This is a genomic window from Blautia sp. RTP21359st1_E11_RTP21359_211015 (assembly GCF_040910705.1).
Lineage (GTDB): Bacteria > Bacillota > Clostridia > Lachnospirales > Lachnospiraceae > Blautia_A > Blautia_A fusiformis.
Window position 1 is genome coordinate 1 of the sequence record NZ_JBDGAB010000003.1, and the last position, 15760, is coordinate 15760.

The following is a 15760-nucleotide window of genomic DNA, read 5'->3' on the forward strand; positions in this document are numbered from 1 at the left end:
GTGTAAGACATTGCAGTACCGTAAGGTGTTTGCCAATGCAGTAGTGGGAGAAGCAAGAATCCCCCTGCTTTAGCTGTTGGGAGTGTCAAATCGTTTTCCACATGTAAGATCATTCCGGGGAAGACGGTCAAATAAAATGAAAATACAGATGAGGAGAAAATAAAATGTTATTTTTTGTAAATGATTACTGCGAGGGAGCGCATCCGGCGATCCTCCAGAAGCTTCTGGAAACCAATATGGAGAAGCTTTCCGGCTATGGCACAGACAAATACTGTGATTCTGCAAAGGAGAAGATCCGTAAAGCCTGTGGCTGTCCGGATGCAGATGTGTTTTTCCTGGTGGGAGGAACTCAGACCAATGCCACGATCATAGGTTCTGTCCTGAACCGTTATGAAGGTGTTCTTGCGGCGCAGACCGGACACGTAAGCTGTCATGAGGCCGGAGCAATCGAGTATACAGGACATAAGGTACTGACACTTCCGGCAGAAAACGGAAAGATCAAAGCAGAAAGTATCACAGATTATGTGGAAACTTTTTATGGGGATGAAAGTCACGACCATATGGTATTTCCGGGAATGGTTTATATTTCCCATCCGACAGAGTACGGAACACTTTATACGAAGAAAGAGCTGGAGGAAATTTCCGAGGTATGCCATAAATACGAGCTTCCTCTGTTTTTGGACGGAGCAAGACTTGGCTACGGTCTGGTAAGTCCGGAAGCAGATGTGACACTTGAGGATATCGCCAGATGTACAGATGTGTTCTACATCGGCGGAACCAAGGTAGGAGCACTCTGCGGTGAGGCAGTGGTCTTTACGAAAAAAGCTCCGAAGCACTTTATGACTATGGTGAAGCAGCAGGGAGCCCTTCTGGCAAAAGGCCGTCTTCTGGGAATCCAGTTTGACACACTGTTTACCGATGATCTGTATACAAGAATCAGCAAAAATGCTATTGAAACAGCTATGAAGCTGAAAAGAGCCCTTCAGGAAAAAGGATATCAGCTTTTTCTGGATTCTCCCACGAACCAGCAGTTTGTAGTTTTGGAAAATAAAAAGAAAGAAGAACTGGGCAAAGAAGTTCAGTTTGATTTCTGGGAAAAATATGATGAAGATCATACAGTGATCCGTTTTGCCACAAGCTGGGGAACAAAAATGGAAGATATTGACGCGCTGATCGAGTTGCTGTAGGGCGGTCGGCAGACGATAAAAGAGATGAGATGGAAAAACTCCGTGAGGTCCGGGTGAATGCAGACCTCACGGAGTTTTTGTTTTCGAAAATTATAACTTCTTACCCTTCTCAGCAGCTGCGGTAAGCGCTTCGAATACGGCACTGCGGAAGCCGCTCTTTTCCAGGGTGCGGACACCTTCAATGGTAGTTCCTGCCGGTGAGCAGACCATGTCTTTCAGGTCTCCCGGGTGTCTGCCGGTTTCCAGAACCATTTTTGCGCTGCCGAGAACAGTCTGGGAAGCAAATTTATAAGCCTGCTTACGAGGCATTCCCTGGCTGACAGCGGCATCTGCCATGGCTTCGATAAACATAAACACATAAGCCGGTGAACAGCCGCCTACAGCGCCTGCGGCGTCCATCAGACGCTCCGGTATCACTTCGGTACAGCCAAAGCTGTCTGTGATCTTAAGGATTTCTGCCAGTTCGTCTTCCGAAACCCGGTCATTGGTACATACAGCAGTCATTCCGGCCCCAACCTGTGCAGGAGTATTAGGCATAAAACGGACAACTTTCAGAGGAAGACCGGCTTTTTCTTCCAGCCATGCAAGAGTCTTGCCGGGAGCGATTCCGATGATGGTGTGCTCTGTCGTGAGACTGTCGTGGACCTCTGTGAGAACTTCCTCATAAAACTGCGGCTTTACTGCAAGAACGACAGTTTTTGCAGATCGGACGATTTCATTGTTATCCAGAGTGGTGACAACACCAAGAGTTTTTTCACTGCGCGCTCTGCCTTCTTCTGTAAGGTTGGAAACAATGATCTCGTCCTTTGAAAAGATCCCCTGACGGAGAATACCGCCGATCATGGCAGAGGCCATATTTCCACATCCGATAAATCCAATCTTCATAAACAAAAATCCTCCTTGAAATTTATAAAAAAGGACACGCCTGACTGCGTGCCCTCTTTGGCAATGAAAGCAGATAACGGGAATCGAACCCGCCTCCTCAGCTTGGGAAGCTGATGTTCTACCGATGAACTATATCTGCCTGCATTACTAATTATAGCACCTGAAATAAGAAATACAAGTGCGATTTACGATACCAGTCAGTGATCGCTCTGCCAGCCCTGGCTCATGGTACTGTTATGATATCTGGTGGAATAAGTTACATCTTCTCCGAACCAGTCCGGCGCAGTGTAGGCATTGGCGGCTTCCTCTGTAGGAAATTCCACCTCAGCCAGAAGAACTCCCTCGTATTCTCCGTGGAACACATCCAGTTCAATAAAAAGTCCGTCTTTTTCCGGGATCACATAGCGGTCCTTGGTAATGAGGATACCGTCTGCTTTAGGCTTCAGATGCTCATAGGCTTCAGCGGTGAGCGGAAGATTATATTCTTCACGGCTCATGAGACCCTTGGATTTGTAAGTAAGAAAATAGTCATCATCCTGCCGGCGGATGCGGACGACAGGGGAAGTGCAAAGATACCCCTGCTCGATTCTGTGGCAAGGATAAGAAACCAGATCCTGCGGAAGGTCATCCTTCCGGATCAGAAATTTACGTTCGATCTCCATATAAAAAACCTCCGGGTTTGTGAAATGAAAAGATATTATGTTCAGTCTACAGGAAAAAAACAGGATTTGCAATGGCATATCTGTTGAAATTTCTTGACATTTTCAGATGGAAAAAGCATTATGGAAGGGAATGGGGAATACAGAAAATATTTATGGATTTTATAAAAGAAAGGATGAACAGGATCATGAGTAAAGTATATATTTTTTTCGCAGATGGTTTTGAAGATATTGAAGGACTGACCGTGGTAGATCTGATGAGAAGAGCCGGGATCGACATCCAGACAGTATCTATCAAAGAGACAAAAGAGATCAGAACCTCTCATGGAATCGATCTTCTTACAGACCGTACCTTTGGAGAATGTGATTTTTCCGATGCGGATATGCTTGTAATTCCGGGAGGAATGCCGGGAACAAAATATCTGGAGGAATATAAACCGCTGACTGAGCTTCTGACAGATTTCTATCAGAATGGCGGCAAGGTAGCAGCTATCTGTGCGGCACCAGGTGTATTCGAGAGACTTGGATTCCTGAAAGGCAGAAATGCTACATCGTACCCATCTGTTATGGAACAGCTTAAAAGTGCCAGAACATCTCTGGAGCCTGTAGTGGTAGATGGAAATGTAACTACCAGCAGAGGCCTTGGAACAGCCATCGATTTCAGCCTTTCCCTGATCGGACAGCTGGAGGGAAGCGCAAAGGCAGAAGAGATCGCTGAATCGGTGGTGTATGTAAGAGCATGAAAAAAGAGATGAAACAGGTCCTGTGGGTAGTGGCGCTTCTTGTTATACTGATGACAGCCACAGGAAATTTGGTGTCAGCTGCCGGCTTTGACTGGTCGGATGATACATTCGGGAATGCTTGCAAAAAAGTGTATTCCGTATCTTTCAGGTCAGGCGGAGGAGCCTCCTCTGCTATATATAAAAAATTGGAAAAGAAACAGAAATATGGTTCCATGATCACGATTCCCAAAGTGCCGCAGGTCCCAGCAGGATATCAGGCAGAAGGATGGTCTCTGAAAAAAGGAGGAGCGGAGGCAAGATATAAGCCGGGAAAAAAATATTTTGTAAAAAGAAATGTAACGTTTTATGCAGTGATAAAAAAGAAGAACAATCCCAAACTGATCCTGCACAGGAATGACGGAGATATCTACAAGATCATCCAGGCTCCAAGCGGAAAACTGAAACTACCGGTGATGGCCAATGAAGAGAATTATACATTCCTTGGATGGTCTACCAGGGCAGGTCAGAAGACCGCACCAAGGTATGAAGCCGGACAGGTGATCACAGTCAGTGGAACCATGCATCTCTATGCGGTGAGATTCTGGCGGTATCAGGAACCGAATTTGGTCAGGAACAGCTTTCATTATCCTGAGAATTACGAAAGGATCATCTTTGTGGGAGATTCCAGGACATATGGTCTTCAGAAGGTATTGTACGAACAGTTTGGAAAGGAGTATGTGGACAGCCATGTCAGCTTTGTATGCCGTTCTAATACGGAACTGGGCTGGCTGAAGTCAACGGGCGCACAGGCTCTTTTGAAAGAAATAGAAAAATATCGTAAAAATGAAAAATACGCAAAGATCGCAGTGGTGTTTAATCATGGTATCAATGATCTCAGAGATATTAACGGAAAACAGGATCTGAATGATAGACTCTCACAGTACGTGTCTTATATGAAAAAGCTGGGAACAAAGCTTTCCATGAAAAACTGCAGTCTGTATTATATGTCTGTGAATCCGATCAATGGAGGGGAAAAGGGAAGTACCAAGAATCGTAAATGTGAGGATGTCCGGACTTTTAACAGCGGTCTTGCCGGTGAGCTTGGAAGTCAGTACCACTATATTGATGTTTACAGTTATCTGATGCGGACCGGATATGGTACTGTATCCAATACGGGAGACGGTACAGACGATGGTGTTCATTATACGCCTAAAACTTATAAAAGGATTTTTACATTTTGTCTTAACAACATAAGAAAGACAGAAAATTACTTTAACATTGAGGACGTGGGCAGCTGAGAAATGCCCTGTGGGGGCATATGGAAAACTGAAAAAAATACTGGCGTTTTTACAGTGGTTATGCTATACTACAGAAATGACTGTAAATATATAATGCGAGTGTTAACTATTTTATATAAGGTATTTACTCGATATGATTAAGGAGGAACAAGAAACATGAGTTTACAGGTGGAGAAAATGGAGAAAAACATGGCGAAACTTACAATCGAGGTTTCCGCCGAGGATCTTGACAAAGCAATGCAGAATGCATATCAGAAAGCAAAAGGCAGAATTTCTATTCCGGGATTCCGTAAAGGAAAAGCTCCAAGAAAAATGATCGAGCAGATGTACGGAAAGGGAGTATTCCTTGAGGACGCTGCAAACGCTCTGATCCCTGAGCATTACAGCAAAGCACTTGCTGAGTGTGATCTTGAGATCGTTTCCCAGCCTAAGATCGATGTAACACAGGTTGAGCCTGGCAAACCATTTATCTTTACAGCAGAAGTAGCTACTAAACCAGAGGTAACTCTTGGTGACTATAAAGGACTTGAGGTTCCGAAGTCTGAGACAGAGGTAACAGACGAGGAAGTTGAGGCTGAGCTTAAGAAAGAGCAGGAGAAAAACTCCAGAACCATCACAGTTGAGGATCGTGCAGCACAGAACGGCGATACAGCAACTATCGATTTCGAGGGCTTCGTAGATGGTGAGGCATTCGAGGGCGGTAAAGGAACAGACTATCCGCTGACACTTGGATCCAACACCTTCATCCCGGGATTCGAGGAGCAGCTTGTTGGTGCTAACACAGGTGATCACGTAGAAGTTAAGGTTACATTCCCGGAGGAGTATCAGGCAAAAGAGCTGGCTGGCAAAGAAGCTGTATTCCAGTGCGACGTTAAGAAGATCGAAGCAAAAGAGCTTCCGGAGCTTGACGATGACTTCGCTAAGGATGTATCTGAGTTTGATACACTTGCTGAGTACAAGGAAGACGTTAAGAAGAACCTGACAGAGAAGAAAGCAGAAGATGCACGTCGTGCAAAAGAAGATGCAGCAGTAGATAAAGTGATCGAGAATGCACAGATGGATATTCCGGAGGCAATGATCGAGACACAGACACGTCAGATGCTTGACGATTTCGCAAGAAGAATGCAGTCCCAGGGTCTTTCCATGGAGCAGTACTTCCAGTTCACAGGCCAGAGCGTTGACAAGATGATGGAAGACATGAAGCCACAGGCTCTTAAGAGAATCCAGACAAGACTTGTTCTTGAGAAGATCGCTGAGGTAGAGAACATCCAGCCAACAGAGGAAGAAGTTAACGAAGAGATCTCCAAGATGGCAGAGATGTACAAGATGGAAGCAGACAAATTAAAAGATCTCATCGGTGAGAACGAGATGGAGCAGATGAAGAAAGATATGGCTGTTCAGAAAGCTGTTACATTAGTTGCCGATGCAGCTGTAGAGGCGTAATAAACCTCGGAAATGGAGGGCAAAATGAGTTTAGTACCTTACGTCATTGAGCAGACCAGCAGAGGAGAAAGAAGTTATGATATCTATTCAAGACTTCTTAAGGACCGAATCATTTTCCTTGGAGAAGAGGTAAACGATGTCAGTGCAAACCTGATCGTTGCGCAGCTTCTCTTCCTGGAAGCAGAAGATCCTTCCAAGGATATCCAGCTTTATATTAACAGCCCGGGTGGTTCTGTAACTGCCGGAATGGCAATTTATGATACAATGCAGTATATCAAGTGCGATGTATCTACGATCTGCCTTGGAATGGCAGCCAGCATGGGAGCTTTCCTCCTGTCCTCCGGTGCCAAAGGCAAGAGATATGCACTGCCGAATTCGACGATCATGATCCATCAGCCATCAGGCGGTGCACAGGGGCAGGCTACAGAGATCCAGATCGTAGCTGACCAGATCGCAAAAACCAAAAAGAAGCTGAACGAGATTCTTTCTGCGAATACCGGACAGCCTCTTGAGATTGTGGAAAAAGATACTGACCGTGACAACTATATGACAGCGGAAGAAGCTAAGGCATACGGCCTGATCGACGGTGTTGTGATCCACAAATAATGCGTAAGAAAAGACTCCTGTAAAGACACAGGAGTCTTATCTTGCTTTAAAAAGGAATTTTAAATGTCTGCGAGAGACGGACATTTACGCTTAGAAAGGAAACAAAAAGATATGGCAGATAAAGTAAAAGAAGGAAAGGTAAGATGCTCCTTTTGCCATAAGACTGAAGATCAGGTACGCAAGCTGATCGCAGGTCCGGATGGAGCATATATTTGTGATGAATGTATCGGGATCTGCTCCGAGATCATGGAAGAAGAATTCAGTATGTATGATCATGAGGCAGATTATGAAACAGGGATCAACCTTCTGAAACCGGAAGAGATCCACAGTATCCTGGATGAGTATGTGATCGGACAGGATGATGCCAAGAAGGCACTTTCCGTAGCTGTTTACAATCATTACAAGAGGATTCTTGCTTCAAGAAACCTGGACGTGGAGCTGCAGAAGAGTAATATCCTGATGCTTGGTCCGACCGGTTCCGGTAAGACACTTCTTGCACAGACACTGGCAAGACTGCTGAATGTTCCTTTTGCCATCGCAGATGCCACTACTCTCACAGAGGCAGGTTATGTTGGCGAGGATGTTGAGAACATTCTTCTGAAGATCATTCAGGCAGCCGATTATGATATTGAGCGTGCCCAGTACGGAATCATCTATATCGATGAGATCGATAAGATCACAAGAAAATCCGAGAATACCTCCATCACCAGAGATGTGTCCGGTGAGGGCGTACAGCAGGCACTTCTGAAAATTCTGGAAGGAACCGTTGCAAGCGTACCTCCTCAGGGAGGAAGAAAGCATCCTCATCAGGAATTTATCCAGATCGATACTACAAACATCCTGTTCATTTGCGGTGGTGCTTTTGACGGACTGGAGAAGATCATCGAGGCAAGACAGGATACCAAATCCATTGGTTTCGGAGCAGAGGTTTCCGAGAAGGAAGACCGCAATGTGGGCGAAGTTCTGAAGGAGGTTATGCCGGAGGACTTTATTAAATTCGGTCTGATCCCGGAGTTTATCGGACGAGTTCCGGTCGTGGTAACCTTGGATTCTCTGGATGAAGAAGCACTGATCCGTATTCTGAAGGAGCCTAAGAATTCCCTCACAAAACAGTACGACAAGCTTTTTGAGCTGGATGGCGTGCAGCTTGAGTTCCAGGATGAAGCACTTGAGACAGTTGCCCGGAAATCTCTTGAGAGAAAAACAGGTGCCAGAGGACTTCGTGCCATCATGGAGCATACCCTGATGGATCTGATGTACAAGACACCATCGGACGACACCATCCGTAAGTGTATCGTCACAAAAGAGGCAGTGGAGGGAACCGGAGAGCCGGAGATCATCCACGGGGAGGCCAAGGCTCCTGCAAAAAAAGCAGGACGCAAAACATCCCGTTCGAGAAAGAAAGGCAAGCCGGAAACAGCTTGATGAAGGGAATGACATAAATGACAAATCAGGTCAATATATTGCCAATGATCGCTCTCCGTGGGACTACAGTCCTTCCGGATATGATCGTACACTTTGATGTGAGCAGGGAGAAATCTATCCGTGCCGTGGAAGCAGCCATGCTCCATGACCAGAAGATCTTTCTGCTGACACAGAAGGATCCTGAGGTGGAAATACCGGAACTTACGGATCTGTATCAGGTAGGAACCGTCGCTTATATCAAGCAGGTGGTGAAGCTTCCGCAGGATCTTTACCGGGTTCTGGTAGAGGGACTGGACAGGGCAGAGGTTCTGGGCCTGGAGCAGGAGGAACCATATCTGAAGGCGGAATGCGAGATCGTTACGGCACAGGAAGAGGATTACCCGGAACCGGTAAAGGACGCCATGCTTCGCAGCATCCGGGAGCTTTTTCAGAGATATTGCAGAGAAAGCGGAAAAGTAAGCAAGGATCTGGTAACCCAGATCATGAACATCGAAGATGTGCAGGAAACCATCGACCAGATCGCAGTAAATCTTCCGATGGCGTATCAGAACAAGCAGAAGCTTCTGGAAGCAGTGTCTTTGAATGACCGTTATGAGATCCTTGGAGCGCTTCTTGGCAGCGAGATCGAGGTGATCCATATCACCAAAGATCTTCAGCGCAAGGTGAAATCCCATATCGACAAGAATCAGAGAGAGTATATCCTCCGGGAACAGCTGAAAACCATCCGTGAGGAGCTGGGCGAGGAGAATACTGCTGATGATATCGATGAATTTAAAAAACAGCTGAAGGAGCTGGATGCATCTGATGAAGTAAAAGAGAAGATTTCCAAGGAGATAAGCCGTTTTAAAGGAATGGCAGCCAGTGCTGCAGAGGCAACGGTGCAGAGAGGCTATCTGGAAACCGTTCTTGCACTTCCGTGGAATAAGAAATCCGAGGATTCCGAGGATCTTGAGAACGCATGGAAGGTTTTGGAAGAGGGTCATTACGGACTGAAAGAGGTCAAAGAGCGTATCATGGAATTTCTTGCTGTACGTAAGCTGACCCACAAGGGAAAGAGTCCGATCCTCTGTCTGGTGGGACCTCCGGGAACCGGAAAAACTTCCATTGCACGTTCTGTGGCAGAGGCCATGAACAAGAAATACGTCCGCATCTGTCTTGGAGGTGTCCGTGATGAGGCTGAGATCCGTGGCCACAGAAAAACTTACGTCGGTGCCATGCCAGGAAGGATCACAGTCGCACTGAAGGAAGCCGGAGTCAGCAACCCGCTGATGCTTCTTGATGAGATCGACAAGACCAGCAGCGATTATAAAGGAGATACCTCCGCAGCACTTCTGGAGGTTCTGGATCCGGAGCAGAACAGTAAGTTCAATGATCACTATGTGGAGATTCCCCAGGATCTTTCCGAGGTACTGTTTATTGCCACTGCAAATGATGTTCAGGGAATCCCGAGACCTCTTCTTGACCGTATGGAGCTGATGGAAATCCCGGGATATACGGAAAATGAGAAGGAACATATCGCAAGGGAACATCTGATCCCGAAGCAGATGGAGATCAACGGTATTCCGGAAGGCAAGCTGGTGATCCAGCCGGCAGCTCTTGGCAAGCTGATCAATAATTATACCAAGGAAGCAGGAGTCCGTTCTCTGGAGAGAAGTATCGGACGTATCTGCAGAAAAACTGCACGTGCTATCATGGAAGAGGGTAAGGATAAGGTAGTTGTCACATCCAGAAATATTTCCAGATTCCTTGGCAAAGAACGATATAACTATCTGATGGCAAATGAGAAGGATGAGATCGGGATCGCCCGCGGTCTTGCATGGACACAGGTAGGCGGTGATACCCTGCAGATCGAAGTCAATATCATGCCCGGAAAAGGCGAGCTGCTTCTTACCGGACAGCTTGGAGATGTGATGAAGGAATCTGCACAGGCAGGTATCAGCTATATCCGTTCAGTTTCTGACCAATATGAGATCGATCCGGAATTTTTCCAGAAGCATGATATGCATGTACATATCCCGGAGGGTGCCGTTCCGAAGGATGGCCCGTCTGCCGGTATTACAATGGCAACTGCCATGCTGTCTGCAATTATCGAAAAACCGGTACGTGCGGATCTTGCCATGACCGGTGAGATCACCTTAAGAGGCCGTGTGCTTCCGATCGGCGGACTGAAAGAGAAGCTGCTTGCAGCTAAATATGCCAGGATCAAAGAAGTCCTTGTTCCGGAGAAAAATCGTCCGGATATCGAGGAGATGGACAGAGAGATCATCCAGGGACTGAATATCCGGTTTGTGGATAGCATGAAAGAAGTTCTCGGTGAAGCTCTTGCATAAACAAAAAACAGAAAAACCCTGCCCTGACCTTCAGGACAGGGCTTTTAAAAGAAAAGGGAGGAATAACGAATGGTAATCAAAAACGTATCGCTGGATATCGTCTGCGGCATCACAAGCAAGATCCCGGACACAGGAAGGCCGGAGGTAGCTTTTGCGGGAAAATCAAATGTAGGGAAATCCTCCCTGATCAATGGTCTGATGAACCGCAAGGCCCTGGCAAGAACCAGCGCACAGCCGGGAAAAACACAGACGATCAATTTTTATAATATTAATGAAGCAATGTATCTCGTAGACCTGCCGGGCTACGGCTACGCCAAGGTCTCTGCGGCAGAGAAGGAAAAATGGGGAAAAATGATCGAGGGCTATCTTCATAATTCCAAAGAGCTCCGTGCGGTTTTTCTCCTGGTGGATATCCGCCACAAGCCTTCCGCCAATGACAAGCAGATGTATGACTGGATCTGTCACAACGGATATGAGCCGGTGATCATCGCGACCAAGCTTGACAAGCTGAAACGCAGCCAGGTGGCAAAAAGCCTGAAGGAGATCCGCATCGGACTGGGCCTTCCGAAAGAGGGAAAGATCCTTCCATTTTCTGCGGAGACGAAGCAGGGAAGAGACGAGATATGGGCACTGATCGATGAGTTGACCGGCCTTGGTGAACCGGCAGCTACAGAGGATTAAGGAGAGCAGAAAAGATGGGAATTATCAAGGCGCTTAAGCTGGGATTTGACTATCAGAGATACGATGATGACGGCAATGTGGTAGACATGCAGCGTGCAGTCAATGATGTGGACCTGGACATTAAAGCAGGAGAATTTGTGGCAGTTCTGGGACATAACGGATCCGGAAAATCCACACTGGCGAAGCATATGAATGCGCTTCTGATCCCAACAGAGGGAACGATGCTGGTGGACGGGATCGATACCGCCAGAGAGACCAAACTCTGGAAGGTACGCCAGAAGGCAGGAATGGTATTTCAGAATCCGGATAACCAGATCATAGGAACCGTTGTGGAAGAGGATGTAGGCTTTGGTCCGGAAAATATGGGAGTTCCTACAGATGATATCTGGAAACGGGTGAATGACAGCCTGGAAAAAGTCGGTATGACAGCCTATCGTTATCAGTCCCCAAACAAACTTTCCGGAGGGCAGAAGCAGAGAGTGGCTATTGCAGGCGTGATGGCCATGCGCCCGCGGTGCATCATTCTGGATGAGCCTACCGCCATGCTGGATCCTAACGGAAGAAAGGAAGTCCTGGAGGCAGTGCGGGAGCTGAACCGTAAGGAAAAGGTAACAGTCATTCTGATCACCCATTACATGGAGGAAGTGATCCATGCTGACCGTGTTTATGTCATGGACAGCGGAAATGTTGTGATGCAGGGAAATCCCAAAGAGATCTTTTCCCAGGTGGATACCCTTAAGGCGTATGGACTGGATGTACCACAGGTAACACTTCTTGCATATGAACTGAAGAAATCCGGCGTGGATGTTCCGGATGGAATACTGACTACAGAGGAGCTGGTGAGCGCATTATGTCAATCGAATTAAAAAATGTAACCTATACCTACAGCCCCGGGACAGCCTATGAGAGCCATGCGCTGAAGGATGTCAGCCTTGTGATCCCGGACGGCCAGTTTATCGGGATCATCGGACACACAGGAAGCGGAAAATCCACGCTGATCCAGCATCTGAATGCGCTGGTACAGCCAACATCCGGACAGGTTCTGTATAACGGAGAAGATGTGTGGGCTGAGAAATATGACCGGAAACAGCTCCGCAGCGAGGTTGGTCTGGTGTTCCAGTACCCGGAGCATCAGCTGTTTGAAAATGATGTGATCTCGGATGTATGCTTCGGACCTATGAATCAGGGACTTTCCAGGGAAGAAGCAGAGAAAGAAGCGAAGCAGGCGCTGACTCAGGTTGGAGTAAAAGAGTCCAATTTCAAGAAATCACCCTTTGAGCTTTCCGGAGGCCAGAAAAAAAGGGTAGCTATTGCAGGGGTTCTTGCCATGAACCCGAAGATTCTGATCCTGGACGAGCCCACAGCAGGGCTTGACCCGAAGGGCAGGGATGATATCCTGGATCAGATCGCAGAGCTTCATAAGGTGCGAGGGATAACCATTGTTCTGGTTTCCCACAGCATGGAGGATATTGCGAAATACGTGGAGCGCCTCATTGTTATGAATCACGGAGAAGCTGTATTTGATGATGAGCCGAAGAAGGTTTTTTCCCATTATAAGGAACTGGAAACCATGGGACTTGCCGCACCGCAGATCACTTATATCATGCATGCGCTGAAGGAACATGGGTTGCATGTGGATGCAGATGCCACAACGGTGGAGGAAGCCAGAGACAGTATCCTTGCCGCACTTGCGCAGGCGAACTCTCCATTACTGAACAAAGGAGGGGCGGAAAAATGATCAGAGATATTACCATTGGCCAGTATTATCCGGCCAAATCCGTTCTTCACAGACTGGACCCACGGACCAAATTTCTGGGAACTCTGGGATTTCTGATCTCTGTGTTCCTGTTCCATACATTTCTCGGATATGCGGTGGCAACAGCATTTCTGGTAGCTATGATCGCAATATCCAAGGTTCCGGTGAAATTCATGTTCAAGGGTCTGAAGGCTATCGTTATGATCCTTCTGATCACGGTTGTGTTCAATATCATCCTGACGCCTGGCGAAGTGCTGTGGCGTTTCGGGATCATCAAGGTCACAAGGGAAGGCCTTGTTCTTGCAGGAAGAATGGCGATCCGTCTTGTTTACCTTGTGATCGGATCTTCCATCATGACATTGACTACCACGCCGAATCAGCTGACAGATGGTCTGGAGAGACTGCTCCGTCCGCTGAACAAGATCCGGGTGCCGGTACATGAGATCGCCATGATGATGTCCATTGCCCTTCGCTTTATCCCGATCCTTCTGGAGGAGACGGATAAGATCATGAAAGCACAGATCGCCAGAGGTGCAGATTTCGAAAACGGAAACCTGATCCAGAAGGCGAAAAATATGGTACCCCTTCTTGTGCCGCTGTTTATTTCGGCGTTCCGCCGCGCCAATGATCTGGCAATGGCCATGGAAGCAAGGTGTTACCATGGTGGAGAGCACAGAACTCAAATGAAGCCGCTGCATTATGAAAAAAGAGATTATGCGGCCTATGGAATCCTTGTGGCATATCTTGCGGTGGGCGTGGCATTCCGTGTGGCGGGACTGTAGCCAAATCCTGCCGGTACTCAGACATGGAACGGTCCGAAGCGCTGCATTTTGCACAGCGGAACTGTAATCGGATCAGGCAGGCATTTTGCAGGACGGTATGTCTGTTTTGGGATAGAAAGTACTGCAGGGATGTCTGTATCAGGAGGGAATATATTTTATGAAACGAGTAGGACTTGTTGTAGCTTATGATGGAACCAAGTACTCAGGCTGGCAGACACAGCCAAATGGAATCACCATTCAGGGCGCTTTAAACGATACCTTAAGTGAGCTGCTTGGGGAAAAAATCGAGACCATCGGTGCCAGCCGTACAGATGCAGGAGTGCACGCTCTTGGAAATGTGGCGGTGTTTGATACCGAATCCAGGATCCCCGGGGAAAAATTTTCCTATGCACTGAACCAGAGACTTCCGGAGGATATCCGTATCCAGCTTTCTGAGGAGGTGGAGCCGGATTTTCATCCCCGTTACTGTGACAGTGAAAAAACATATGAATATCGTATCCTGAACCGGCGGTTTCCGGTGCCAACGGAGCGTTTGTACTCTTATTTTTACCATTATAAACTGGATGTGGATAAGATGAAGGAAGCAACATCTTATCTGATCGGACGCCATGATTTTGCCAGCTTCTGCGGCTCCGGCGCACAGGTAAAGACCACCATCCGTACCGTGACCTCCATGGACGTGTGGAGAGATGGTGACATGGTGACCATCCGCATTTCAGGAACAGGTTTCCTTTACAATATGGTGCGTATCATTTCCGGAACCCTGATCGAGATCGGAAACGGTCAGTATCCGCCGGAACGCATGGATAAGATCCTGAAAGCCTGTGACCGCGGGGCAGCAGGCCCCACAGCTCCGGCTCAGGGGTTGACGCTGATGGGAATCGAGTTTTTCTGAAAACAGGAATTTTGTTGAAAATTACAAGAAAAAACAGTTGACAGGCAAGGTGCCTTATAATATAATAACTCAATGTGACGTAGTGCGAAGATGCTTGAGCCAATAGCCCCGGCGACGGCATTTTATCAGCGGTTTCGGACATTTCCGCGATTTATTTTGCACCCGCGTTTCCATTTACTTTTTTTCGCGGAAGTACCGCGGTTTGAGAAACATTATCGTTGATAAATAACAGGAGGTAGGACCATGCAGACTTATATGGCTAATCCGGATAAAATCGAAAGAAAATGGTATGTAGTTGACGCAGAGGGTTGCACTCTGGGACGTCTGGCATCCGGTGTTGCAAGTGTTTTAAGAGGAAAGAACAAACCTCAGTTTACACCGCACGTTGACACAGGAGATTATGTAATCGTTGTAAACGCTGATAAAATCAAAGTTACAGGCAAGAAGCTTGAGCAGAAGATTTATTATAACCACTCCGACTATGTTGGTGGAATGAAAGAAACCACATTAAAAGAAATGTTAGCAAAGAAACCTGAGAAGGTTATCGAGCTCGCAGTTAAGGGAATGCTTCCGAAAGGACCTCTTGGAAGAGCTATGAACAAGAAACTTTTCGTATACGCAGGACCAGAGCACAAACATGAGGCTCAGAAGCCTGAAGTTTTAACATTTTAATAGGAGGTAGAAAACATTGGCTAGCGCAAAATTCTACGGAACAGGAAGAAGAAAGAAATCAATCGCAAGAGTTTACCTGGTACCTGGAACAGGTAAAATCACTATCAATAAAAGAGACATCGATGAGTACTTCGGACTTGAGACTCTGAAGGTTATCGTTCGTCAGCCACTGGCTTTAACAGAGACAGAGGGTAAATTCGACGTGATCGTTAATGTTCACGGCGGTGGATACACAGGACAGGCTGGAGCAATCCGTCATGGTCTTTCCAGAGCACTCCTTGAGGCAGACAAAGACTACAGACCAGCTCTTAAAGCTGCTGGATTCCTTACACGTGATCCACGTATGAAAGAGCGTAAGAAATACGGTCTCAAAGCAGCTCGTCGCGCTCCGCAGTTCAGCAAGCGATAATTCCAATCGA

Annotated in this window: 16 protein-coding genes and 1 tRNA gene; 14 read left to right on the plus strand and 3 right to left on the minus strand. The window is 47.0% G+C overall.

From position 1 onward, the window contains the following. Window positions 1–164: 164 nt before the first annotated feature. Window positions 165–1187 carry a low specificity L-threonine aldolase gene (locus tag AB5026_RS01505; protein WP_022426165.1) on the plus strand — a complete coding sequence of 341 codons (1023 nt, stop codon included), beginning with the start codon at window positions 165–167 and terminating at the stop codon, window positions 1185–1187. A 90-nt stretch (window positions 1188–1277) separates the two neighbouring features. Here AB5026_RS01505 and proC read toward each other — a convergent pair whose 3' ends face one another. The 3 genes from proC to AB5026_RS01520 all read right to left on the minus strand — a co-directional run bounded on the left by proC (window position 1278) and on the right by AB5026_RS01520 (window position 2734). After that, complete coding sequence (gene proC / locus AB5026_RS01510; RefSeq protein ID WP_114002234.1) at window positions 1278–2072, minus strand: pyrroline-5-carboxylate reductase; 795 nt, start codon at window positions 2070–2072, stop codon at window positions 1278–1280. Window positions 2073–2140: 68 nt separating this feature from the next. After that, window positions 2141–2211 (minus strand) — tRNA-Gly (locus AB5026_RS01515). Window positions 2212–2269: 58 nt separating this feature from the next. Next, window positions 2270–2734, minus strand: coding sequence for a CYTH domain-containing protein (locus tag AB5026_RS01520; RefSeq protein WP_118753033.1), 465 nt, complete (start codon window positions 2732–2734; stop codon window positions 2270–2272). A gap of 182 nt (window positions 2735–2916) precedes the next feature. Here AB5026_RS01520 and AB5026_RS01525 point away from each other — a divergent pair, with 182 nt between their 5' ends. The 13 genes from AB5026_RS01525 (at window position 2917) to rpsI (ending at window position 15750) form a co-directional block, all read left to right on the plus strand. Continuing rightward, window positions 2917–3474, plus strand: a complete 558-nt coding sequence (locus AB5026_RS01525; RefSeq protein ID WP_118753074.1) for a DJ-1 family glyoxalase III — start codon at window positions 2917–2919, stop codon at window positions 3472–3474. Continuing rightward, entirely contained in the window at window positions 3471–4751 is a 1281-nt protein-coding gene (locus AB5026_RS01530) for an InlB B-repeat-containing protein (protein WP_118753034.1), read from the plus strand. The genes AB5026_RS01525 and AB5026_RS01530 overlap by 4 nt, the downstream gene beginning before the upstream one ends. A 156-nt stretch (window positions 4752–4907) precedes the next feature. Then, window positions 4908–6194 carry a trigger factor gene (tig, locus tag AB5026_RS01535; protein WP_015527366.1) on the plus strand — a complete coding sequence of 429 codons (1287 nt, stop codon included), beginning with the start codon at window positions 4908–4910 and terminating at the stop codon, window positions 6192–6194. A gap of 24 nt (window positions 6195–6218) precedes the next feature. Continuing rightward, window positions 6219–6800 (plus strand): ATP-dependent Clp endopeptidase proteolytic subunit ClpP, encoded by a 582-nt coding sequence (gene clpP, locus AB5026_RS01540; protein ID WP_015527365.1) that lies wholly within the window; start codon window positions 6219–6221, stop codon window positions 6798–6800. Between the two features lie 111 nt (window positions 6801–6911). Next, the gene (gene clpX / locus AB5026_RS01545) at window positions 6912–8225 is read left to right on the plus strand and encodes an ATP-dependent Clp protease ATP-binding subunit ClpX (RefSeq protein ID WP_022426169.1); all 1314 of its coding nucleotides are present in this window, start codon (window positions 6912–6914) and stop codon (window positions 8223–8225) included. A gap of 17 nt (window positions 8226–8242) precedes the next feature. Next, the gene (lon, locus tag AB5026_RS01550) at window positions 8243–10555 is read left to right on the plus strand and encodes an endopeptidase La (RefSeq protein ID WP_022426170.1); all 2313 of its coding nucleotides are present in this window, start codon (window positions 8243–8245) and stop codon (window positions 10553–10555) included. 69 nt (window positions 10556–10624) lie between these two features. Then, on the plus strand, window positions 10625–11236 hold the full coding sequence (gene yihA / locus AB5026_RS01555; RefSeq protein ID WP_015527362.1) for a ribosome biogenesis GTP-binding protein YihA/YsxC: 612 nt from the start codon (window positions 10625–10627) through the stop codon (window positions 11234–11236). A 14-nt stretch (window positions 11237–11250) separates the two neighbouring features. Continuing rightward, window positions 11251–12102: an energy-coupling factor transporter ATPase gene (locus AB5026_RS01560; protein ID WP_059086107.1), complete on the plus strand. Its 852-nt coding sequence runs from the start codon at window positions 11251–11253 to the stop codon at window positions 12100–12102. Then, entirely contained in the window at window positions 12087–12974 is an 888-nt protein-coding gene (locus AB5026_RS01565) for an energy-coupling factor transporter ATPase (protein ID WP_015527360.1), read from the plus strand. Before AB5026_RS01560 ends, AB5026_RS01565 begins: the two co-directional genes overlap by 16 nt. Beyond that, window positions 12971–13774 (plus strand): energy-coupling factor transporter transmembrane protein EcfT, encoded by an 804-nt coding sequence (locus tag AB5026_RS01570; RefSeq protein ID WP_015527359.1) that lies wholly within the window; start codon window positions 12971–12973, stop codon window positions 13772–13774. Before AB5026_RS01565 ends, AB5026_RS01570 begins: the two co-directional genes overlap by 4 nt. 157 nt (window positions 13775–13931) lie before the next feature. Then, window positions 13932–14669 (plus strand): tRNA pseudouridine(38-40) synthase TruA, encoded by a 738-nt coding sequence (gene truA / locus AB5026_RS01575; RefSeq protein WP_368212620.1) that lies wholly within the window; start codon window positions 13932–13934, stop codon window positions 14667–14669. 243 nt (window positions 14670–14912) lie between these two features. Further along, entirely contained in the window at window positions 14913–15341 is a 429-nt protein-coding gene (gene rplM, locus AB5026_RS01580; RefSeq protein ID WP_021650595.1) for a 50S ribosomal protein L13, read from the plus strand. Between the two features lie 16 nt (window positions 15342–15357). Beyond that, the gene (rpsI, locus tag AB5026_RS01585; protein WP_059086106.1) at window positions 15358–15750 is read left to right on the plus strand and encodes a 30S ribosomal protein S9; all 393 of its coding nucleotides are present in this window, start codon (window positions 15358–15360) and stop codon (window positions 15748–15750) included. Window positions 15751–15760: the final 10 nt, after the last annotated feature.

Coding starts and splice junctions, on each gene's coding strand:
- AB5026_RS01505 (WP_022426165.1), top strand. CDS start 165: ATGTTATTTTTTGTAAATGATTACTGCGAGGGAGCGCATCCGGCGATC.
- proC (WP_114002234.1), bottom strand. CDS start 2,072: ATGAAGATTGGATTTATCGGATGTGGAAATATGGCCTCTGCCATGATC.
- AB5026_RS01520 (WP_118753033.1), bottom strand. CDS start 2,734: ATGGAGATCGAACGTAAATTTCTGATCCGGAAGGATGACCTTCCGCAG.
- AB5026_RS01530 (WP_118753034.1), top strand. CDS start 3,471: ATGAAAAAAGAGATGAAACAGGTCCTGTGGGTAGTGGCGCTTCTTGTT.
- tig (WP_015527366.1), top strand. CDS start 4,908: ATGAGTTTACAGGTGGAGAAAATGGAGAAAAACATGGCGAAACTTACA.
- clpP (WP_015527365.1), top strand. CDS start 6,219: ATGAGTTTAGTACCTTACGTCATTGAGCAGACCAGCAGAGGAGAAAGA.
- clpX (WP_022426169.1), top strand. CDS start 6,912: ATGGCAGATAAAGTAAAAGAAGGAAAGGTAAGATGCTCCTTTTGCCAT.
- lon (WP_022426170.1), top strand. CDS start 8,243: ATGACAAATCAGGTCAATATATTGCCAATGATCGCTCTCCGTGGGACT.
- yihA (WP_015527362.1), top strand. CDS start 10,625: ATGGTAATCAAAAACGTATCGCTGGATATCGTCTGCGGCATCACAAGC.
- AB5026_RS01560 (WP_059086107.1), top strand. CDS start 11,251: ATGGGAATTATCAAGGCGCTTAAGCTGGGATTTGACTATCAGAGATAC.
- AB5026_RS01565 (WP_015527360.1), top strand. CDS start 12,087: ATGTCAATCGAATTAAAAAATGTAACCTATACCTACAGCCCCGGGACA.
- AB5026_RS01570 (WP_015527359.1), top strand. CDS start 12,971: ATGATCAGAGATATTACCATTGGCCAGTATTATCCGGCCAAATCCGTT.
- truA (WP_368212620.1), top strand. CDS start 13,932: ATGAAACGAGTAGGACTTGTTGTAGCTTATGATGGAACCAAGTACTCA.
- rplM (WP_021650595.1), top strand. CDS start 14,913: ATGCAGACTTATATGGCTAATCCGGATAAAATCGAAAGAAAATGGTAT.